16 protein-coding genes are annotated in these 20,921 nt (G+C 40.3%); 8 read left to right on the top strand and 8 right to left on the bottom strand.

Going from position 1 to position 20,921, the window contains the following annotated elements; all coding sequences use genetic code 11:
• The first annotated feature begins 68 nt into the window (after positions 1–68).
• From nosR to ACRRSQ_RS20245, 6 genes are all read left to right on the top strand, one after another.
• The gene (gene nosR / locus ACRRSQ_RS20270) at positions 69–2,201 is read left to right on the top strand and encodes a transcriptional regulator NosR (protein WP_440877597.1); all 2,133 of its coding nucleotides are present in this window, start codon (positions 69–71) and stop codon (positions 2,199–2,201) included.
• A 57-nt stretch (positions 2,202–2,258) separates the two neighbouring features.
• Positions 2,259–4,151: a TAT-dependent nitrous-oxide reductase gene (gene nosZ / locus ACRRSQ_RS20265; protein ID WP_440877596.1), complete on the top strand. Its 1,893-nt coding sequence runs from the start codon at positions 2,259–2,261 to the stop codon at positions 4,149–4,151.
• Between the two features lie 201 nt (positions 4,152–4,352).
• Positions 4,353–5,639: a nitrous oxide reductase family maturation protein NosD gene (locus ACRRSQ_RS20260; RefSeq protein ID WP_440877607.1), complete on the top strand. Its 1,287-nt coding sequence runs from the start codon at positions 4,353–4,355 to the stop codon at positions 5,637–5,639.
• A gap of 10 nt (positions 5,640–5,649) precedes the next feature.
• Entirely contained in the window at positions 5,650–6,573 is a 924-nt protein-coding gene (locus tag ACRRSQ_RS20255; protein WP_440877595.1) for an ABC transporter ATP-binding protein, read from the top strand.
• A complete protein-coding gene (locus ACRRSQ_RS20250) occupies positions 6,573–7,391 on the top strand; it encodes an ABC transporter permease (protein ID WP_440877594.1) in 819 nt (272 codons plus the stop codon). Before ACRRSQ_RS20255 ends, ACRRSQ_RS20250 begins: the two co-directional genes overlap by 1 nt.
• A complete protein-coding gene (locus ACRRSQ_RS20245; RefSeq protein WP_440877593.1) occupies positions 7,391–7,900 on the top strand; it encodes a nitrous oxide reductase accessory protein NosL in 510 nt (169 codons plus the stop codon). The genes ACRRSQ_RS20250 and ACRRSQ_RS20245 overlap by 1 nt, the downstream gene beginning before the upstream one ends.
• Positions 7,901–8,020: 120 nt before the next feature.
• On the opposite strand, the gene ACRRSQ_RS20240 is transcribed toward ACRRSQ_RS20245, so the two are convergent.
• The 3 genes from ACRRSQ_RS20240 to ACRRSQ_RS20230 are packed head-to-tail and all read right to left on the bottom strand — an operon-like array spanning position 8,021 to position 13,732.
• On the bottom strand, positions 8,021–9,424 hold the full coding sequence (locus ACRRSQ_RS20240) for an efflux transporter outer membrane subunit (protein WP_440877592.1): 1,404 nt from the start codon (positions 9,422–9,424) through the stop codon (positions 8,021–8,023).
• Positions 9,417–12,551: an efflux RND transporter permease subunit gene (locus ACRRSQ_RS20235; protein WP_440877591.1), complete on the bottom strand. Its 3,135-nt coding sequence runs from the start codon at positions 12,549–12,551 to the stop codon at positions 9,417–9,419. Before ACRRSQ_RS20235 ends, ACRRSQ_RS20240 begins: the two co-directional genes overlap by 8 nt.
• Positions 12,551–13,732, bottom strand: a complete 1,182-nt coding sequence (locus tag ACRRSQ_RS20230; RefSeq protein WP_440877590.1) for an efflux RND transporter periplasmic adaptor subunit — start codon at positions 13,730–13,732, stop codon at positions 12,551–12,553. Before ACRRSQ_RS20230 ends, ACRRSQ_RS20235 begins: the two co-directional genes overlap by 1 nt.
• A 285-nt stretch (positions 13,733–14,017) precedes the next feature.
• Here ACRRSQ_RS20230 and ACRRSQ_RS20225 point away from each other — a divergent pair, with 285 nt between their 5' ends.
• A complete protein-coding gene (locus ACRRSQ_RS20225; protein ID WP_440877589.1) occupies positions 14,018–14,584 on the top strand; it encodes a DUF4136 domain-containing protein in 567 nt (188 codons plus the stop codon).
• Between the two features lie 171 nt (positions 14,585–14,755).
• On the opposite strand, the gene ACRRSQ_RS20220 is transcribed toward ACRRSQ_RS20225, so the two are convergent.
• From ACRRSQ_RS20220 to ACRRSQ_RS20210, 3 genes are all read right to left on the bottom strand, one after another.
• A complete protein-coding gene (locus ACRRSQ_RS20220; RefSeq protein WP_440877588.1) occupies positions 14,756–15,271 on the bottom strand; it encodes a SixA phosphatase family protein in 516 nt (171 codons plus the stop codon).
• A gap of 24 nt (positions 15,272–15,295) precedes the next feature.
• On the bottom strand, positions 15,296–16,744 hold the full coding sequence (gene sthA / locus ACRRSQ_RS20215) for a Si-specific NAD(P)(+) transhydrogenase (RefSeq protein WP_440877587.1): 1,449 nt from the start codon (positions 16,742–16,744) through the stop codon (positions 15,296–15,298).
• A 114-nt stretch (positions 16,745–16,858) separates the two neighbouring features.
• Positions 16,859–17,977, bottom strand: coding sequence for an acyl-CoA desaturase (locus ACRRSQ_RS20210; RefSeq protein ID WP_440877586.1), 1,119 nt, complete (start codon positions 17,975–17,977; stop codon positions 16,859–16,861).
• 217 nt (positions 17,978–18,194) lie between these two features.
• Between ACRRSQ_RS20210 and fabR the strand changes: the two genes are divergently transcribed.
• Positions 18,195–18,824: an HTH-type transcriptional repressor FabR gene (fabR, locus tag ACRRSQ_RS20205; protein WP_440877585.1), complete on the top strand. Its 630-nt coding sequence runs from the start codon at positions 18,195–18,197 to the stop codon at positions 18,822–18,824.
• A 46-nt stretch (positions 18,825–18,870) separates the two neighbouring features.
• On the opposite strand, the gene trmA is transcribed toward fabR, so the two are convergent.
• The gene (gene trmA / locus ACRRSQ_RS20200) at positions 18,871–19,965 is read right to left on the bottom strand and encodes a tRNA (uridine(54)-C5)-methyltransferase TrmA (RefSeq protein WP_440877584.1); all 1,095 of its coding nucleotides are present in this window, start codon (positions 19,963–19,965) and stop codon (positions 18,871–18,873) included.
• Between the two features lie 157 nt (positions 19,966–20,122).
• Positions 20,123–20,566 (bottom strand): RNA recognition motif domain-containing protein, encoded by a 444-nt coding sequence (locus ACRRSQ_RS20195; RefSeq protein ID WP_440877583.1) that lies wholly within the window; start codon positions 20,564–20,566, stop codon positions 20,123–20,125.
• Between the last annotated feature and the right edge of the window lie 355 nt (positions 20,567–20,921).

The following is a 20,921-nucleotide window of genomic DNA, read 5'->3' as shown; positions in this document are numbered from 1 at the left end:
ATGCGACATATTGTCGCAGTTGTGTATAAATTTGTAACTGCAACCATGGATAAAGGTTCGTAAGTTAGATGCAAAAGTTGTTTTCTTATTTTCAAATAACGAAGTTATCAGTAACGTTACTCGCGTTGTTACTGTCTGTTTGTTTGCCTGCTAATGCCTTATTTGTTAGCCCTCCTAAAGATCCCGTACCAATTATTAAAGAAATTTTTCCACAAGCGACCGATATTGGTGAAAAAGCGGGCGAGCCCTTAATTTGGACAATTCGTAAAAATGATGAAGTTATCGGCTATGCATTTGAAACCAATGACTTAGCAAAAATACCCGCTTACTCTGGCGAACCAGTGAATATGCTCGTGGCGATAAACCCAGAAGGTGTTTATCTAGGCGCTAAGGTGTTAGAGCATCATGAGCCGATTATATTGGCGGGCATTCCTGAGTCAAAATTACATAAATTTGTTGATCAATACGATGGCTTAAATGTTACCGACCGTTTAAAAGTTGGCGGCAACCAAACCGAAGGCATAGTGCATATTGATGGTTTATCAGGTGCAACCGTTACCGTTATGGTGATGAATGTTGCTATTGTGAAATCGGCAACTATCGTCGCTCGAGCATTGGGCATTATTAGTGCTAGCCAAGAAATTATTCAACCAATGGGCACAATTTATCCTGAGGTGTTTGAAAAAGCCGACTGGACCAAACTCACTGGCGATGGTTCAATTCGCAAATTATACCTGAACCGTAAAACAGTTGATGAGGCTTTTGTTGGTACTGAGGCTGAGCATATTGAAGCCGCTTCAGCTGAGCAAAAACAAGATATGTTTGCTGAGGTGTATTTTGCGCAAGTGAATATTCCTACCGTTGGTCGCAATATTTTAGGTGACAGAGAATACGACTATTTAATGTCGTCACTTAAACCGGGTGAACATGCACTTGCATTAATGGGGACTGGCTATTCATTTAAAGGGTCTGGTTATGTGCGTGGCGCTATTTTTGACCGTATTCAGGTATTGCAAAACGGCGACGCAATTTCATTTCGCGATTTAGACCATGCGCGTTTACCTGATATTTATATTGATGGTGCGCCAGATTTTACTGAGCGTTCAATTTTCATTATTCGTGAACATCATGAATTTAACCCTGCATCAGACTGGCAGCTTGAATTGTTGGTTCGCCGCCAAACGGGTCCATTAGAAAGTATTTTTACCAGCTTTAAAGCCGATTACCATACCCTAGATAAATATATTGATCGCCCGCCAGTGATCATGCCAGAGCCTGAATTAACCTTGGCTCAACAGGTATGGAAAGAGAAAAATACTGAAGTTATTATTTTATTTGTATTGCTTGCCATATTATTAGCGTCGCTATTTTTACAAGACATTTTGGTGCGCCACCCAACCTTTATGCATAACTTCCGCCATGCATTTTTAATTGTCACTGTTGTCTTCATTGGTTGGTCATGGGGTGGTCAGCTTTCAGTGGTCAATGTATTTACCTTCTTACAAGCCTTTATGTCTGACTTTTCATGGGATCTGTTTGTACTCGACCCAGTGATTTTCATTTTATGGGGCGCGGCGGCAGTTACCATGTTGTTATGGGGCAGAGCGGTATATTGTGGTTGGTTATGCCCATTTGGCGCCTTGCAAGAGCTTATCAATGTATTTGCCCGTTATATAAAAATTCCTCAGTTTGAATTGCCATGGGCGGTGCATGAACGTTTATGGGCAATCAAGTATTTAATCTTATTGGGGTTATTTGGTATTTCAATGGAATCGTTAGCCACGGCGGAACAATTTGCTGAAATTGAACCCTTTAAAACTACCTTCTTATTAAAGTTTGACCGCGAATGGCCATTTGTAATTTATGCCATTGCTTTACTGGCAATTAACGTCGTTAACCGTAAGTTTTTCTGTCGTTATTTATGCCCATTAGGCGCCGCCTTATCAACCAGCAACAGTGTGCGTTTGTTTAGCTGGTTACGTCGTCGACCTGAGTGTGGTCAACCTTGTAAAACTTGTGCAAAAGAGTGTGAAATTCAAGCCATTAATCCAGACGGAGAGATTAACATGCGCGAATGTCACTACTGTTTAGATTGCCAAGTAACCTACTTCAATGAAGAAAAATGTCCGCCACTGAAAAAGCTGGCGCGCAAGAAGCAGAAGTACAAAGAGCAACAAATTCCAGCGGTAGTGACGGAATAAAAAATAAAAATATAGTTATAAATCAAATATGAATGTAGAAAGTGAATGGAGAACAACATGAGTAATGAAGATAAAAGCTCGAACAACGTAGAGCTAGAGAATGAAGACAGACGTAAGTTTTTTGGCAAAACGGCGATGCTTGGTGCAGGTGCTGCAGTAGCTGCTCCTATGACCGCAGCGATGTTCGCTTCTACAGCCAAAGCCCGTGCTGCTGACTCTAAAAACGACCCGTTTGTACACCCAGGTGACTTAGATGAATACTATGGTTTCTGGTCAGGTGGTCACTCAGGTGAAGTACGTATTTTAGGTATTCCATCAATGCGCGAATTAATGCGTATTCCAGTATTTAATACTGACAGTGCAACAGGTTGGGGTTTAACTGACGAAAGTAAACGCATTAAAGGCGACAGTGCGCATCTTCATGCTGGTGACTCTCATCACCCTCATATGTCGATGAAAGATGGTCACTACGATGGTAAATATGTATTTATCAACGATAAAGCCAATACTCGTGTAGCGCGTATTCGCTGTGACGTAATGAAAACCGATAAAATGCTAACTATTCCAAACGTGCAAGCGATTCATGGTTTACGTGTTCAAAAAGTACCTTACACTAAATACGTTATTTGTAATGGTGAATTCGAAATTCCAATGAATAACGACGGTAAAGGCGGCATGGAAGATGTCAGCACTTATCGCTCATTATTTAACGTGATTGATGCAGAAAAAATGGAAGTTGCTTTCCAAGTTATGGTTGATGGTAACTTAGATAATACCGATGCTGATTACGACGGTAAGTACTTTGCCTCTACCTGTTATAACTCAGAAATGGGCATGAACTTAGGTGAGATGATTTCAGCTGAGCGTGACCATGTTGTGGTATTTAGCTTAGAGCGTTGTGAAGCTGCGCTTAAAGCTGGTAAGTTTAAAACTTACAATGGTAACAATGTGCCTGTATTAGATGGCCGTAAAGGTTCTGAGTTAACTCGTTATATTCCAGTGCCAAAATCGCCACACGGTATGAATACTTCACCAAATGGTGAGTACTTTGTTGCTAACGGTAAGTTATCGCCGACAGTTTCTGTTATTGCAATTAACAAGTTAGATGCATTATTTGCTAACAAAATTAAGCCTCGCGAAACAATTGTTGCTGAGCCAGAGTTAGGTTTAGGTCCACTACATACAGCATTCGATAACAAAGGTAATGCTTACACCACCTTATTCCTTGATAGCCAAATTGCTAAATGGAATGTTGAAGATGCAATTGCTGCTCACAATGGCAAGAAAGTAAACTACATTCGTCAAAAGCTTGATGTTCACTACCAACCAGGTCATAACCATACTTCACAAGGTGAAACCCGTGATGCAGATGGCAAATGGTTAATTTCATTATGTAAGTTCTCTAAAGACAGATTCTTACCGGTTGGCCCATTACGCCCTGAAAATGATCAGCTAATTGATATTTCAGGTGACGAAATGAAACTAGTACACGATGGTCCAACGTATGCTGAACCGCATGACTGTATGATTGTTCACCGTAGCCGCATGAAGCCAAACAAACTTTGGACACGTGATGATCCAATTTTTGCTGAAACTTTAGCACAAGCAAAACGTGATGGTGTTGATACCACTATGGATAACAAAGTTATTCGTGACGGTAAAAAAGTACGTGTTTACATGACGTCAGTTGCGCCAAACTTTGGCATGACTGAATTTAAAGTGAAACTAGGTGATGAAGTAACCGTGATTGTTACTAACCTTGACCAAGTAGAAGATGTAACTCATGGTTTCTGTATGACTAACCACGGCGTGCAAATGGAAGTAGGTCCACAAGCGACGTCTTCAATTACCTTTACTGCCAACAAGCCAGGCGTTCAGTGGTACTACTGTAACTGGTTCTGTCATGCACTACACATGGAAATGCGTGGTCGTATGTTAGTAGAAGCTTAATAGCTTAAGCTGAAATTGATGGTCATATTAATGTGACATAAATCAATCTAAGCGCTATTTAGTTAACCAAGATCAAGAGCATAACATCTAAAAGTGTTATGCTCTTTTTACTTTATATGAATCGTTTAAATCCAATAGGGCACCTGAGTGAAATTTAGAACTTGCTATACAGGCTTAACGTATTTTGCCTTCCTCTGTTGCTTGGGCTTAGTCTCATTGTCGCTTAACGCCAAAACGTGGCAAATCTCCCCAAATGATGATTTACAGCAGCAACTTGATAACGCCAAAGATGGCGATATTATCGTGCTCTCAGCGGGTAACTATTTGGGAAATTTTGTTGTTAAACACCAAATAACCCTACGTGGTGAAGAAGGAGTGATCATCGACGCACAAGGTGACGGTCATGGTTTGGAGCTAATCAACAAAAATATCACTATAGACAACTTATCGATTAAAAATTGGGGTAGCGACTTAACCGAACAACATTCAGGTATTTATGCCAACACCGAGTCTACGGGTTTGGTAATCAAAAATAATACCCTTGCTGGCGATGGTTTTGGCTTGTGGTTTTACAAAGCGAGCGAGCTAAAGGTATTTGGCAATACTATTTCAGGTAACACCAGTTTGCGATCGGCAGATCGTGGCAACGGCATTCAATTATCTAACGTGCAAAAAGCCCATGTGTATGGCAATGAAACTTTCAAAGTGCGTGACGGTATTTATGTCATCAACAGTCGCAATAATATTATCGAAAAAAATACCATGCATGACCTACGTTATGGCATTCACTATATGTACTCATATGATAACTCTGTACTTTATAACGAGGCGTATAATACCCGAGCGGGCTATGCGCTAATGAGCTCAAGACGCTTAACTATTATTGGTAACAAAACCCGAGATAGTGAAGATTATGGCTTTTTACTTAATTTTATTACCCAATCGACCTTTGAGAATAATCACATTAAAAATGTTTGGACCAAACCTGAAAACAAAGTATTAGGTCGTGATGGCAAAGGCTTGTTTGTTTATAACTCGGGCTACAATACCATTGCGGGTAACGTGGTCGATACTGCCGAAATTGGTATTCACTTAACCGCTGGCTCAGAAAAAGCAAAAGTATACGGTAATAGCTTTATTAATAACCCGATCCAAGTGAAATACGTGGTTAATCGCAAAGAAGAGTGGAGCCATGAAGGTAAGGGCAATTATTGGAGCAATTATCTCGGTTGGGATATGGACAGTGACAATATTGGTGATGTGGTTTTTGAACCAAACGACGGCATCGATAAACTTGTTTGGCAATACCCTGAAATGAAAATGTTGATGGACAGCCCCGCCGTCATTATATTGCGTTGGATCCAACGTCAGTTTCCGGTATTAAAGCCGCCAGGCGTTAAAGACAGTTTCCCCCTGATGCGCCAACCACAGCTTGAAGATATTCAAAAAACAGCAGTTTCACCGCAGCAAGCAATCACTGCTGATTAAGGACGTATAAATGACAAATTCTCCATTAGTTTCGTTAACCGATGTCAATAAAAGCTATAAGCAACTTGATGCGTTAACTTCGGTCACCATGAACCTCAACGAAGGCGAAGTGTTGGGCTTGTTTGGTCACAATGGTGCCGGCAAAACCACTATGATGAAATTGATCCTTGGGGTAATTTCACCATCAACAGGTAAAGTTAATGTGATGGGGGTGGCACCAGACTCTAAAGAAGCATGGCACATGCGCGAAAAAGTCGGCTACTTACCTGAAAACGTGAGTTTTTATGATCAACTAACCGGCTTAGAAGTATTAACCTATTTTGCTCGTTTAAAAGGTTTTGATAAAAAACATGCGATTGCCTTATTAGAACAAGTAGGTGTTGCCCATGCGATGAAACGTCAGGTGAAAACCTATTCAAAAGGTATGCGACAACGACTAGGTTTAGCGCAAGCCTTTATTGGCGAGCCCAAATTATTATTACTTGATGAACCAACCGTGGGACTTGATCCCATTGCCACCGCAGACTTTTACCAAACCGTTGATCAATTAAAAAACCAAGGTACAAGCGTTATTTTATGTTCGCATGTTTTACCTGGTGTCGAACAGCATATCGACCGCGCCATGATCCTTTCATCTGGTAAAGTCTTGGCGATGGGCACGTTAGCACAGTTACGTAAACAGGCGAACTTACCTGTGGTGATAAAACCTTCGGGCTTAAATGGCAGTGTATGCCAAGACTCGAAACTAACCGAGTTTTTAACTAAACAACCGAATGTCTTACATGTACCAGAGCATGAAAAGCTAGCAACGTTAAGGCACTTATTGAGTTATGACGATATTGGTGATATCGACGTTGAACCCGCTAATTTAGAGAAAGTTTATCAGCATTTTTTATCGTTAAACAAAGGCAAAAGTACAGGAGCGCAAAGGTAATGAAGCAAATATTAACCGTTGCCAATAAAGAATTTCATGATGGCTTGCGTAACCGCTGGCTGGTATCTATTACTGTTATTTTTGCTATCTTATCTGTCGGGCTAACGTATTTTGGCTCTGCGGCGTCGGGCACGTTAGGCATAGCATCACTGTCAACCACAGTCGCCAGTTTAGCCAGCTTAGCGGTATTTCTTATTCCGCTTATCGCCTTATTACTTAGTTATGATAGTTTTGTTGGTGAGCAAGAAGGCGGCACCTTATTATTGTTATTGACCTACCCACTTAGTAAAAGCCAATTGGTGTTAGGTAAATTTTTAGGCCAAGGCGGAATTATTGCTTTAGCGACATTACTCGGTTTTGGCGCTTCAGCGTTATTGTTGTTTTTCCAATTAGAAGATGATGCCGTCATCAGTACTTTTGCGACTTTCATTTTTAGCGCTATTTTATTAGGACTAAGCTTTACCGCGATTGCCTATTTAATTAGTTTAATGGTTAGCGAAAAATCAAAAGCAGCGGGCTTTGCACTGATCACTTGGTTTTTGTTTGCATTAGCGTTTGACTTAGCATTGCTTGCTTTACTTGTGGGTGTCGAACAAGGCATTAGTCAGCAAGGTTTAACGCAATTAATGATGTTAAATCCGGCAGATATTTTTCGTTTAGTCAATCTTGCAGGCCTTGACAGTAGCGACGTTAATGGCGCATTGGCCATTGCGATAAACTCTAGCCTTTCCCAAGGGCAACTTTTTAGCATTTTAATCGCTTGGGTAGTGTTACCTTTAACAGCAGCGATATTTATTTTTAGGAAGAAAAAACTGTAATGAAATTTATCAATACTCTTGGAATTACCTTAGCCGCCGCGTTGCTAATGAGCGCATGTTCAGATAAAGCAGAGCAAAAACAAATGTTGCATCAAGCGGTAAAAATTGAAGCCGCTGACGAATGTCACTTATGCGGCATGATCATCAGTAATTTTTCTGGCCCTAAAGGGGAGTTGTTTCAAAAAGGCGTCACTGAAGAAAGTGGCAAACAAGTGAAAAAGTTTTGCTCGACCCGCGACATGTTTAGCCACTACTTAGACCCAGAAAACAAACGTAACGTTACCACTATGTTAGTGCACGATATGAGTAAAATGCCGTGGGATGCACCCAAAGATGAATTTTTTATTGATGCTCGCAAAGCGTGGTTTGTGGCTGGCTCTGAAAAAACAGGTGCTATGGGGCAAACCCTAGCGAGCTTTAGCAAAGAAGCCGACGCCAAAGCTTTCGCGAAAGAATTTGGCGGTAACGTCTTAAGTTTTGAAGAAATCGACTTGGCGGTATTGCTTTAAGCAGGCTAGTTTTAGACAAAATCAGTAGCAAGTAGCAAAAAAATAAATAGTAAAAGCGCGGTATAGTCACTACTATTCCGCGCTTTTTTATTGGTACTACTATTTATTAACTATTAACTATTAGCTATTTGTTTCAGGGTCACTTTTAGGTTCGGCTATTTGCCAGCCACCACCTAGCGCGCGATATAAGTTCACAAATGCCAATAAGCGATCTTTCTTAGCGGAACTTAGTGATAGCTGAGCGTCAAATAAGGCACGTTGAGCGTCCATAAAATCTAACGAGCTAGCAACACCGTTTCGATACCGTAATCGCGCCAAACGTTCGTATTCTTTAGAAGCCGCGAGTAATTTTTCTTGTGCCAAATAAATGCTTTGGCTTGATTGAAATGCCATCAATTGATTACTGACATCTAAAAAGGCATTAGTGACTACTTTTTGATAATTTAGCAAAGCTTGATAGGCACGCTCTTCTTGCGCTGTTAAATCGTTTTTGAGTTTACCGGCATTAAATAGCGGTTGCGTTAAACCACCGATCACATCCCAATAAACACTGTTGCCAGAGATTAAGTTCGACAGCTCAGCACTTTCAAAACCAAAGTCACTGGTTAAGGTGATTTTCGGCAGCATGTTTGCGGTTGCCATACCAACTTTTGCCGTTGCGGCATGCAATTCAGCTTCTATTTGTAAAACATCAGGACGACGTTTTAAGACATCTGCTGGAATGCCGATAGGCACATTTTCGGGCACAACTTGTTCCATTAATCCGATGCTGTCTTCGATGTTAATGCTTTCGTCTGCTAATAATAACTTTAAGCGGTTAATGGTTTCGAGACGCTGTAATTGAAATTGTGGAATAGTGACTTTGGCAGACTCAAGCTCTACTTCGGTTTGCTTCACATCTAGGCCAGAAATTACACCATTTTTCTTGCGAAGTATCGCAATGTCTAATGCACGTTCACGCAAGACGATGGTGCTTTGGCTCAGCTGAATTTTCTCATCAAGATCTTTAAGTTCAAAATAGGTGCTTGCAACTTCAGCAACCAAGTTCATTTCAACAATGTACCTTGCTTGGCCAAGTGCAGTTAGCTCTGCCCACGCCGCTTCGCTTGCTCGGCGGTTGTAGCCAAAAAGGTCAATACTCCACTCAAACTGGCCTTTTAACTGATGAGTACTCTCTAGACTGTCGCCGCCGTCTTCTGACGTGCGTTCACTTTCGACCATTAAACCAATACTTGGGTAGTAATCTGCATCGGCCATATTGGCCAGTGCTTTTGCTTCTTTGATACGTGAAATAGCGATATTTAAGTCGTAATTATTTTGCAGTGCTTTTTCAATGAGCATTTTTAAATAAGGGTCTTGGTAGACTTGCTGCCAACTCAATAAGGCGGGGCTGTTGGCAACTGTGTAGTCTTGTACTCCTTGAAAAGTCGCTGGCGTAGCAAGCTCAGGTTTTTCAAAATTAGGACCAACAGTACAACCTGTAATCGCCAGTGCGATAGCTGAATTCATTAAGTATTTATGCATTAGCTTCACCCTCAAGTTTTACTTTCACAAAACGTGCTACGGTAATGAAAAATAAGGGCACCAATACAATACCTATAGTACTTGCTAATACCATGCCGCCTAATATTGGGTAAGAAATGGATTGCCGGCTGACGGCTCCGGGTCCCGCAGCTAATATCAGCGGCAATACCCCAAGAATAAACGAAGCAGCTGTCATCATTATGGGTCTAAATCTGACACTTGCGGCTTGAAAGGCAGCTTGCTGCGCGGATAAACCACTGCGATAAAATTGATTAGCCACTTCAACAATTAAAATAGAGTTCTTGGCGGCAAGGCCGATTAAGGCAATAAAGGCGACTTGGAAGAATAGATTGTTTTCAATCCCGACTAACCAAACTGTCAAGCTGGCGCCTAACATCGCAATTGGCGAAATCAGCAATACTGCAATTGGTAAGGTCCAGCTTTCATAAAGTGCGGCTAAAAATAAGAAAACAAAAACCAGTGCGAGCAGTAGCGCGGTATTCATTTGTCCGGATGATTTTATTTCTTGATAGGTTAATCCGGTCCATTCATAACCCATACCTTGTGGTAATAGTTTTTCTGCCACTCTGTCTATGGCGGTAATCACATCACCACTCGAATAACCTGCTGCAGGTGTGGCATTAATACTTGCGCTAGAAAATAAATTGTAGCGGTTAATGGCAGAAGGCCCAGTCGTTAAACTAATTTTAGCTAATACATTTAGCGGTACCATAGCGCCATTACCACTGCGCACGTAGTAATTATTTAAATCGGCAGGTCGAGCCCTAAATTCTTCACTAGCTTGCATTTTCACGCGGTAAACTCGGCCAAACAAGTTAAAGTCGTTTATGGTTGAAGAGCCGGTTAATACTTGCATGGTGCTATAAACATCAGCAATCGGCACTTCAAGTGCCATCGCCATTTCTCGGTCAACTTCTAAAAATAATTGCGGCACTTTAGCTTGTACTGGACTAGAGGCTTTTGATATTTCAGGTTGTCGATTTAATTCATCTAAAAATTGATTTAAGGTTTCCATTAAACCTTCAAAATTTGCCCCGCTTCTATCTTGCAGTGCCAATTCTACGCCTGAGCCAGAGCCAACACCCGATACGGCCGAAGGTTGATAAGCGTTAAATTGTGCGGTTGGAATTGTCTCAAGTTTTTGCTTTATTTCCTCTAGCACTTGGCTAACGCTGTAATTTTTATCGGCGCGATAAGCCCATGGTTTTAAAATAACTTCGAGTTGCCCATTAGCTTGCCCGCCGCCTGCGCGTCTATTTTCACCTGCAAGTGAAAATGAATAAGCAACTGCGTCGTGCGCTAAAATATGGCTTTCAGCTTCAGCTATTACCTTGTTAGTACGAGTTACCGTTGCAGCGTCAGGTAAGGTGATATCAACAAAAAATCGCCCTTGATCTTCTTGTGGAATAAAACCAGTTGGTAAAGATGAAAAAATAAACCAGCAACCGATTAATACCATAAAAAATGCTAAATAACTGCGCTTTGCATGCAGACATGTCAGCTTAACTAAATAAGTATATTTTTGCCCTAACTGATCAATTTTTTGGTTAAACCATGAAAAAACTCGGTTTTGACTAGCAGGTTGATCGGCTTTTAAAAATAACACACACAAAGCTGGGCTAAGTGTTAAGGCAACTAAGGTTGAAATAAGTACAGCTACTGTGATGGCGATAGCAAATTCACGATACATAATGCCGGTGATGCCGGCTAAAAACGATACGGGTACAAATACTGCGGCTAATACTAATGATGTTGCCACTAATGCGCCCGATAATTCGGTCATGGCTTGTTTAGTTGCTTGGAATACCGAAGATGTTTGCCCTTGCTCTTTTTGTTCGTTTAATATGCGCTCGACACTTTCAACCACAACAATGGCGTCATCAACAACAATACCTATCGCTAATACCAGCGCCAATAAACTAATGGTATTGATGGTTAAACCGAATGAGGCGAGGGCGATAAAGGTACCGATGATCGAAACCGGAACAGCTAACGCAGGAATTAAGGTAGTGCGCCAATTTTGTAAAAACAAAAATACCACTAAAATAACTAAGACCAGAGCTTGGAACAAGGTGGTTTTAACTTCATCAATGGAAAGTTCGATAAACTCTGATGCATCATAAAAACTGACCCACTGTAAGCCTTTCGGAAATGATTTGGCTAATTTTGCCATTTCATCTTTGACGCTTTTAGTGACCTCTAGCGCATTAGAGCCGGGCAACATAAAAATTTGTAAGATGGTTGCTGGTTGACCATTTAAATTCGATTGTAGGGTATAAGCGGAAGAGCCTAATTCAATTTCAGCAATATCGCGCAAGCGGATTACTGAACCGTCGGGATCTACTTTTACCATAATATTTTTAAAGTCTTCGACTTTATTAAAGCGCCCTTGAGCATTAATGGGAAAGTTAAGTTTAATGGCTTCGTTCATCGGTTGTGCGCCAATATTACCAGCGGCGGCTTCTTTGTTTTGTTCTTTGATTGAATTTCTAACATCGGTAACTGTTAAGCCATAACCGGCCATGCGATCAGGGCGAAGCCAAATGCGCATTGAATAACTACGCGAACCTGTATTGCGCACTCGGCCAACGCCGGGGATACGTTTTAATGCCGCTTGAATATTGATCGATGCGTAATTACTTAAATAGATGTCGTTATATTTTTCATCATCAGAGGTCAATGCTATTTTTAATAGCTCAACTGAACTTTCGGTCGAAACCGTTACACCATTTTGCTGTACGTCAACAGGTAAGTCTGCGCCGGCTTGGCTAGCTGTGTTTTGCACATCGACGGCGGCAAGATCTGCATCGGTGCCTACTTCAAAGGTAACGGTTATGCCGGTACTGCCTGAATTGGTCGATTTAGACTCCATATAAATCATATTTGGAGTGCCGTTTAATTCTTGCTCTAATGGCACACCCACAGATTCTGAGGCAACGCTTGCGGTAGCACCCGAAAAAGAGGCTGACACTTTAACTTGTGGCGGCGCAATATTGGGGTATTGATCTATCGGTAAACTCAATAAAGAAACTAAACCGGTTAACACAATAACTATGGAAATAACGCTGGCAAATATCGGCTTTTTAATAAAGTAATGAGAAAACACTATTGCTCTCCCTGCTCAGGTTTTACGCTACGTTGTGCTTCTTTTTCTTGTTGATATTCTGCTTCGGTAAGCGGTTTTACAAGTTGTCCGTGACGGGCACGATGCTGCCCTTCAACAATGATTTTTTCACCTTGATTTAAACCAGAATCGATAACCAAGCCCTGTTCGCCATAGTGTTTTACCATCACAAATCTATGTTCAACGGTATTATCTGGCATAACGACCATAACGTATAAACCGCCTTGTTCAACACGTACTGCTTCTTCAGCAATAACCACTGAATCTCGAAACTCGGTTAAGCGAATGCGTGCGCTGGTATATTGCCCTGGTAACAATTCGCTATCCGGATTAGGTAACACCGCACGCACTTTGAAAGTGCCTGTTTTAGGGTTTACTTTAGGATCTGTAAAGCTAACATCGCCCCAGTATTTATATTCACTGTCATCGGGTAACGTAATGCGGACAAAACCACCCAAGGCCTTGCCTTGCTCTTCTGCTTTTTGTTTTTCAATTAAGGTGTTCATGCGTCGGCGAGCATTTAAATAATCCAGCGACGACATATTAAAGTTCACGTAAATTGGGTCTATTTGTTGAACTGTGGTTAATAGCGAAATACCACCACTGCCAACTAATGCGCCAATATCGGCTAACGATCCGCCAACCATGCCGCTAATAGGCGCTTTAACTTGGGTGTAGCTTAACTCTAGGTCGACCTCATCTAAATTTGCTTGCGACGACATTACCATGGCGTGTGCTTGTTCTTGAGCAGACAAAGCGTTGTCGTAATCAAGTTGACTTGCGGCATCTTGCTCGTAAAGTGGTTTTAAACGCACGACGTCGCGCTTGGCTTTTTCAAATGCAGCTTTATCTTTTTCTAGCTGCGCAGCGACACGCTTTCGTTTTGCCTGATACGGTTTATCGTCAATTACATATAATATTTGCCCTGACTCAACCCAGCTGCCTTCAACAAATTCAACACGTTCGACATAACCCGTCACCCTTGCTCGCACTTCAACATCGAGCGATGGGCTGGTTGAGCCAATATAAGTACCGTAAACAGGTACGGTTTCTTGTTGAACCGTTTTGACAACAACTTTTGGTGGAACAGGCGGGATAACTTCTTCTTGACAACCCGCGAGAATGAAACAAAAAGTGGCAATTAAAATAGGCAATTTAGGCATTGGTTTATTCCGTTAAAAAATAAAAAAGCACAAACAAATTTATGTATTGAAGCTAGTACCACATTAGCATGAATTTACCCCCAATTAACATATGTAAAAGCTTAATAACAAAATGATTTTGTTAGGAGAAATATAGACGCAGGAGTCTCTTTGATGACAATAGCTGAATAGGCTAATCAGCTCCACTCGATATGATATATTTTGATAAAAGTCGTTCAGTATTTATTGTATTTTTATAAGATGTCGATACTCTAAGTAAATCAAGGAAACAGAGTCAATTCATCGATGAAAACAAAATTAATGTTACTTAGCTGCTTATCGTTATTTTTATTTGCTTGCGCCAGTAAAAATCCGGTAACGAATTTTCAGCAAGAATATAGTTTTGGCGATATTGAATATTACAGCTTATACCCTCGTAATTCAGAATTTACCGAAGTGCAAAACCTAGGCGATGTGATGCGAAATCGTATTGAGATCGTACTTGAGCAGGCCATGGATAAAAAAGGCTTAGATTACAAAGATACTGAACAAGCGGATGTAGTGATCAGTTATTACATTGTAGGGCGTAGTGCTCGAGAATTAAAAGGCTACAACAGAGAGGTGAATTATTGTCAGTATTGTTTAACCTCACTTTATGGTGACAATAACAGTAGTGGCAAAAAAAAGCTTGGCAATGCTGACTATGTGCTACCTGGCAGTTTAATTATCGACTTAATTGATCAAAAGAAAAAACGGTCTATTTGGCGTAGTAGTTACCCTTTAAATATTGATGTCTCCGATAACAGCCAAGAAGTTAAAGAAAAGATTAGTAACGCGGTAAATGTGATGTTTTCTACCTTGCCGAATAAATAAACCTTCATTAACCTAGCAATTGATAGGTTTAAATAGCAATGAATGTCGAGCTACTGTTAATTTAGTATTCTTAGTGCAAAAGTTGCAGCTTGGTTTGTCTCTGGTCAGTTAAAATATTTTGAACACCTTGATGATGCTTGTCTGTGGCTAATCGACAATTAAGGTTAAGGATTACTGGTTTGTTGGCTGACAAACAAAACCTTGTTTCAGTGTGGTTAGCATGACCTCATTTTCGATAAAACTGACTTGATATAACATCTGATAATTATCTTCACTTAATTGCGTTATTTTCTGTCCACTTAACGTCGCGGCTAACATAGGTGTGGTATTACTGTGTCCAACCACTAAAGTGTTTTTCCCTGCGGCTTTTAACCTAACGGCAAGTTCTTGCAAATGCTTGGGTGAATATTGCTTTAGCGGTAATTTTTGAGCAACAACGGTAGGTGTTGCTGTTGCCAGAGTGCGTTGGTATGGTGTGCTATAGACAGCGCTAAGCTTTATCTCACTTAACATTTGCGCAAGCTGTTTTGCACGTTGTTGTCCACATTCGGTTAAGTCTGGATCTTTATCTGCTTTGTTAGCCGATGTTTGCTTTTCTGCATGACGGACTAAATAGATAGAAAAATTATCAGCAAATGTAGGAGAGATTATTATTATCGATAAAAGTATCGTTGCTAAAAATTTCATAATCTCTCCAGTTGCCGGCGTTTGTTAGAATAATCGATTCAGACCATTAAGCGCTGCTACGCGGAATGCTTCTGCCATTGTCGGGTAGTTAAAAGTGGTTTCAACAAAATATTCAATGGTATTGCCACCACCTTTTTGTTGCATTATTGCTTGCCCAATGTGAATGATCTCAGCGGCATTTTCACCAAAACAGTGTATACCTAAAATCTCTTTCGTTTCGCGATGGAAAAGAATTTTTAATGAACCCACTAAGCTATTCGATATTTGTGCACGTGCTAAGTGTTTGAACTGTGAACGACCAACTTCATAAGGAATTTTGGCTTCAGTAAGTTCTTGTTCTGTTTTACCAACAGAGCTAATTTCAGGAATGGTATAAATACCGGTAGGAATATCGGCAATGAGTTTTGCCGTGCTTTGATGATCTATCATGGCGTTTGCCGCTAGTCGACCTTGGTCATAAGCAGCGCTTGCTAAACTTGGGTAGCCGATAACATCACCAACCGCATAAATATTTTCAACAGAGGTTTGGTACTGATCGTTGACTTTTAATTGGCCACGTCCATCGGCTTTTAAGCCAGCGTTTTCTAAATTTAAATCGGCTGTGTTACCTGTTCGACCATTGGCAAATAGTAAACAGTCGGCTTTCATTTTTTTACCAGACTCTAGGTGAACAATTACCGAATCGTCAGTTGCTTCAACACGTTCAATAGATTCTCCGTGGCGGATCATTACGCCGTTATTCCATAAGTGATAACTTAACGAGTCTGACATTTCATCATCTAGAAAAGACAGTAAACGATCGCGAGTATTCACTAAGTCCACTTTTACCCCTAAGCCTCTAAAAATAGACGCGTACTCACTACCGATAACACCCGCACCGTAAATAATGACTGAACGCGGATCGTGAGTTAACGATAAAATGGTATCTGAGTCATAAACACGGGCATGGTTAAAATCGATATCGTCAGGACGGTATGGGTGAGAGCCAGTCGCGATAACAATCTGATGTGCTGATATTTGTTCAACAGAACCATCAGGTTTGTTTATTTTTAAGGTGTTTTTATCCACAAAAGACGCTTCGCCTGTTAACAGCTCAACACGATTACGATCGTAAAAGCCGCTGCGTAGGTTAACTTGCTTACGAATAACTGCTGACGCATGTTTTAAAATATCAGGAAAAGTTAAATGTTTGGCTTTTTCATGGCCGCGAAACAGTGGGCTTGAGTTGTACTCAATTAATCGACTAACGCTTTGACGTAAGGCTTTTGATGGAATCGTTCCCCAGTGAGTACAACCACCACCAACATCTTTATATCGCTCGACAATAGCAACTCTCTTATTCTTTTTAGAAAGCTCCATTGCAGTACCTTCACCACCAGGGCCGGTACCGATAATTATGGCGTCAAAATCAAATTCTTGAGATGGTTGTTCTTTCTTGGCGGGTTTGCTTGCCTGCTTTGTTGACTTAGTCAAAAGTTACCCCTTTATCCTGTGTTAACCTTGCGTATCACGCACGCTACAAAAATTAGCGAAATTTTAACAGGATTTATTATTGAGGTAACCTTTTAACTGAGATTATTTCACTGTTTAAGCGACTTTCTCAACAAATAGTTGCCAACTGCGTCTTTGTTCAGCAAGTCGTTGTTTTAAATCTTGTACTTGCACCATTAACTCGCTGTTTTCTACATCCGCAATTAGTTGCTCTTTTTTAACATTCATCAGTTGTTTTTTAACGGAATAAAAATCGTTAATTTTAACAATTAAAGCGTCGTACTCTGATTGTAGTTTGGCAAGCATTAGTTCGGCATCTGGTCGAGCACTCAACTTTTGTTGGCTGCGCTTTAAGATCATCGCAAGCTTAGCTTTTTCAATTTTATCTTCAGGGCTAACACGTAAGTTAGAGGCAAGTTTTAAGTATTCACACGATTTAATAAACCATTTAGTTGGATCAAACTGCCACCAACGAATGCCGTTGCGGTAGTCGTTTTCAAATATATGATGGAAGTTATGATAGCCTTCGCCAAAGGTAAAAAAGGCTAGAATACCATTGTCACGGGCAGTGTTTTTCTCGGTGTAGGTTTGTTTTCCCCAAATATGGGCTAACGAGTTGATAAAAAATGTCGTGTGGTGGCTTAGTACTAAACGTAAAAAACCAACCAGCAGTAGACTACCAATAATATCGTTAAATAACACACCAAATGCTAAGGGAATACCAAAGTTAGTGATAATGGTGAGGAGCAAATAATGCTTGTGTTGCCACATAACAATTTTATCTTTTTGCAGGTCCCGTACGTTATCGTAGTTGGCGTAACGCTCAGCTTGGTAGTCACGGATCATCCAACCAATATGTGAAAACCAAAAGCCACGTTTAGCGGAATAAGGGTCTAAGTTGTTGTTGTCGACATGCTTGTGGTGAATTCGGTGATCAGAAGACCAATGCAAAGCGCTATTTTGTAGGGCAAAGGCACCACCAATGGCATAAATGACGCGCAAGCTCCAATGGGCCTTGTAAGTGCGGTGAGACCATAATCGGTGATAACCACATGTAATAGACATACCGCAATAAATAAAGCAGCCTAACGCAGCGAAAATAAGTTCGGTTGAGAAACCGTGGTTAATTGCGTAAAAAGGTACCGCAATTGCAGCAAACAAAAAGGTAATAACAAAAACACTTACGTTTAACCAGATAATTGGTGGCTTTTTCATAAATAATCCAAACGTCTATCAAAGCAGTTAAAAAATATAGCGTGTATCTATGTGAAACAGATGAATAAAATATTTCAGTGTACACGTGTACGCTATTATAGTTCTAAGTCATCTTGAGTCAATGACTTGATGGTAAAATCTTATACAATTGCTTGTTTGGTATAATTGACACAATTTAGTATCATGGCGCGAGAAAACATTTAATTAGTGAGAGATTATGAGTGGTATTAGAGCTCAGCAGAAAGAGAAAACACGTCGTCAGCTAATTGATGCAGCACTCGGACAATTAAGTGCTGAACGCAGTTTTTCAAGTTTAAGTTTACGTGAAGTTGCCAAAGAAGCAGGATTAGCACCGACCTCTTTTTATCGACACTTTTCAGACATGGATGAACTTGGATTAACCTTGGTTGATGAAGCCGGCCTGACATTACGCCAGTTAATGCGCCAAGCACGACAACGCATTGAAAGTGGTGGCTCGGTTATCCAAATTTCAGTATTAACCTTCATGGAATTCATCGAAAATAACGGTAATATTTTCCGATTACTTTTGCGTGAACGCTCTGGAACCTCGCCTGCTTTTAGAGCAGCAGTTAATCGTGAAATTCGCTATTTTACGTTGGAGCTTTGTGACTATTTACAACAAGCCAATGATTTAGACGCTGAAGTCGCCTATTTACAGGCGAATGCCGCGGTAACTATCGTTTTTAGCGCAGGAGCTGATGCGTTAGATGTCGCAAAAAAAGAACGTGAGCAATTGGCCATTCGAACCATTCATCAGTTGCGTTTTATTGCCCGAGGTGCGCAAAGTTTAGGTACGCGTTTAGATATAAAAACTATTGAACATTAACAGTTAAAGCGAGATAAATAGCTTATCTCGCTTTTGGTTGCGTCTTTTATTTTTTCGTTAAAATCACACCGGTTTCAACATGGTGGGTGTAAGGAAACTGATCAAATAAAGCAAACTTTTCGATAGTGTGCGTTTTCACTAATTCTGTTAAGTTCTCTTTTAATGTCTCAGGGTTACACGAAATATAAATAATTTTGTTAAAACGAGATACTAACTCTGTACTGGCAGGATCTAACCCTGCGCGTGGAGGATCTACTAGCACGGTATCATAGTTGTAGGCGGTTAAATCGAATCCTTCTAAGCGTCTAAACTCTCGTTCACCGTTCATTGCTTCGCTAAACTCTTCACTCGACATACGAACAATATCGATATTATCCATTTGATTTGCACTAATATTAATTTGCGCAGAACGTACTGACGTTTTTGAAATTTCTGTGCCTAGAACGCGGTCAAAATTTTGTGCGAGGGCAATGCTAAAGTTACCATTACCGCAATACAACTCGATTAAATCACCGCCTAAATCTTGTGTTGCTTGTTGAGCCCAAAGCAACATTTTTTCATTTACTTTGCCATTTGGCTGAGTAAAACTATTTTCAACTTGCTGATAAACAAACTCTTGGCCGGCAACTGAAAGTCTCTCAGTAACGAAGTCTTTATCTAAAATAATTTTTTGCTTTTTCGCTCGGCCGATAATATCAACAGGTGCAATAGCCGCAAGAGTTGCTTTTAGTTTGTTAGCTTCTTCAACCCATTGCTCATCTAGTTGCTTGTGATATAACAAGCTAATTAAGGCTTCGCCGCTAAGCGTCGTGAGAAAGTCCACTTGAAAAAGGCGTTGACGCAGTAAACTATTGTCTCGAATGTTATCAAGCAATGCCGTCATAAACTGATTAATGAGCTGACTGGCAACAGGAAACTCCGCTACTTTAAACTTTTGCTTGGTGTTGCTATCAAACATTATATAGTAGAGGTCATCACCTTCATGCCATACGCGAAATTCAGCGCGCTGGCGGTAATTAAGTGGTTCAGACGTATAGGTATCAATATTTCGTAGGTTAAAATCAGCAAAGGCAGTCGCTATGTCTTGAGTTTTATCGTTTAGCTGTTGTTGGTAGTTGTCAGGATGAATATGACTAAACATAGTAAGCCTATATAAATGGGTTAATCGTAGAATGTGCGCAGATTTTAGCGGCAGAAGTTATTTTGTCTAGTATAAGTGCGCTTTTTTATCATACTGATACATATTGTCAGGCATTAAAAAGCCCGCATATAAGCGGGCTTTTTCATAACAGTCTATTTTAACTTGTTTCTTTTTCGGGTCTTTCTTTTGCTTCACGTACTTTAAGCGTTCGTTGTTGGAACTCTGTATCGTTTAAGGAAGCAATTGCGTGGTCTGCATCTTTTTCAGAAATTTCAACAAAACCAAAGCCACGACGTTTACCTGTATGTTTATCTTTCATTAAGCGAACTGAATGAACTTGGCCATACTCTGAAAATAAGGCTCTTACTGCAGCTTCGTTTGCACGATAAGGAAGATTACCTACATATAGTGTTTTAACTTCGTTATTAGTATTTTCCTCATTAGTTGACGTAGAAGAGCCAAGTAAAGGAGCGATGAATGAACTTATAAAGACAAGTCCGGCTGTAATAGCTGGTGAAGCTTCAAATGCACTTGCAACAAAATACGCAATACCTGCGAATATAAGTGCGATAACTATTGTTAACCCTTGCGGAGATTTCATATTTGGATACCTGATTATTATTTTTAAAATCGCATAAAGCAATTCTATGTTACCCACCTTTTGTTAATGTGCAACCTTAAGTACACATATTGCACTAATTAATCAGTAGATTAGCGTAATTTTTTTTATATTTGGCTAAACATCACGTCTATTTACTACGATATAATGTCAAAATGGAACGTTAATTGGCATCGTGTCTTCGAAATCAAGCCTTATGCTTTTACTCTTTTGACTAAATTCCTTGGAAAATAACTCACTAAATAACCGCTTCGTACAAAATAAAAGCAAACAAACGTCAAATTACGTTTTTTCTTAAAAAAGAGTTGACGCCAAGATGAAAATGTCTAAAATGCGC

The organism is Thalassotalea sp. PLHSN55 (assembly GCF_052030545.1).
Lineage (GTDB): Bacteria > Pseudomonadota > Gammaproteobacteria > Enterobacterales > Alteromonadaceae > CANMXU01.
Note: the sequence above shows the minus strand (reverse complement) of the source record. Positions and strands in the feature narration are given on the sequence as shown.

What these genes read in the sequence shown, in the direction of transcription:
- nosR (WP_440877597.1), top strand. Translation starts at nt 69, where the DNA reads ATGCAAAAGTTGTTTTCTTATTTTCAAATAACGAAGTTATCAGTAACG.
- nosZ (WP_440877596.1), top strand. Translation starts at nt 2,259, where the DNA reads ATGAGTAATGAAGATAAAAGCTCGAACAACGTAGAGCTAGAGAATGAA.
- ACRRSQ_RS20255 (WP_440877595.1), top strand. Translation starts at nt 5,650, where the DNA reads ATGACAAATTCTCCATTAGTTTCGTTAACCGATGTCAATAAAAGCTAT.
- ACRRSQ_RS20250 (WP_440877594.1), top strand. Translation starts at nt 6,573, where the DNA reads ATGAAGCAAATATTAACCGTTGCCAATAAAGAATTTCATGATGGCTTG.
- ACRRSQ_RS20245 (WP_440877593.1), top strand. Translation starts at nt 7,391, where the DNA reads ATGAAATTTATCAATACTCTTGGAATTACCTTAGCCGCCGCGTTGCTA.
- ACRRSQ_RS20240 (WP_440877592.1), bottom strand. Translation starts at nt 9,424, where the DNA reads ATGCATAAATACTTAATGAATTCAGCTATCGCACTGGCGATTACAGGT.
- ACRRSQ_RS20230 (WP_440877590.1), bottom strand. Translation starts at nt 13,732, where the DNA reads ATGCCTAAATTGCCTATTTTAATTGCCACTTTTTGTTTCATTCTCGCG.
- ACRRSQ_RS20225 (WP_440877589.1), top strand. Translation starts at nt 14,018, where the DNA reads ATGAAAACAAAATTAATGTTACTTAGCTGCTTATCGTTATTTTTATTT.
- ACRRSQ_RS20220 (WP_440877588.1), bottom strand. Translation starts at nt 15,271, where the DNA reads ATGAAATTTTTAGCAACGATACTTTTATCGATAATAATAATCTCTCCT.
- ACRRSQ_RS20210 (WP_440877586.1), bottom strand. Translation starts at nt 17,977, where the DNA reads ATGAAAAAGCCACCAATTATCTGGTTAAACGTAAGTGTTTTTGTTATT.
- fabR (WP_440877585.1), top strand. Translation starts at nt 18,195, where the DNA reads ATGAGTGGTATTAGAGCTCAGCAGAAAGAGAAAACACGTCGTCAGCTA.
- trmA (WP_440877584.1), bottom strand. Translation starts at nt 19,965, where the DNA reads ATGTTTAGTCATATTCATCCTGACAACTACCAACAACAGCTAAACGAT.
- ACRRSQ_RS20195 (WP_440877583.1), bottom strand. Translation starts at nt 20,566, where the DNA reads ATGAAATCTCCGCAAGGGTTAACAATAGTTATCGCACTTATATTCGCA.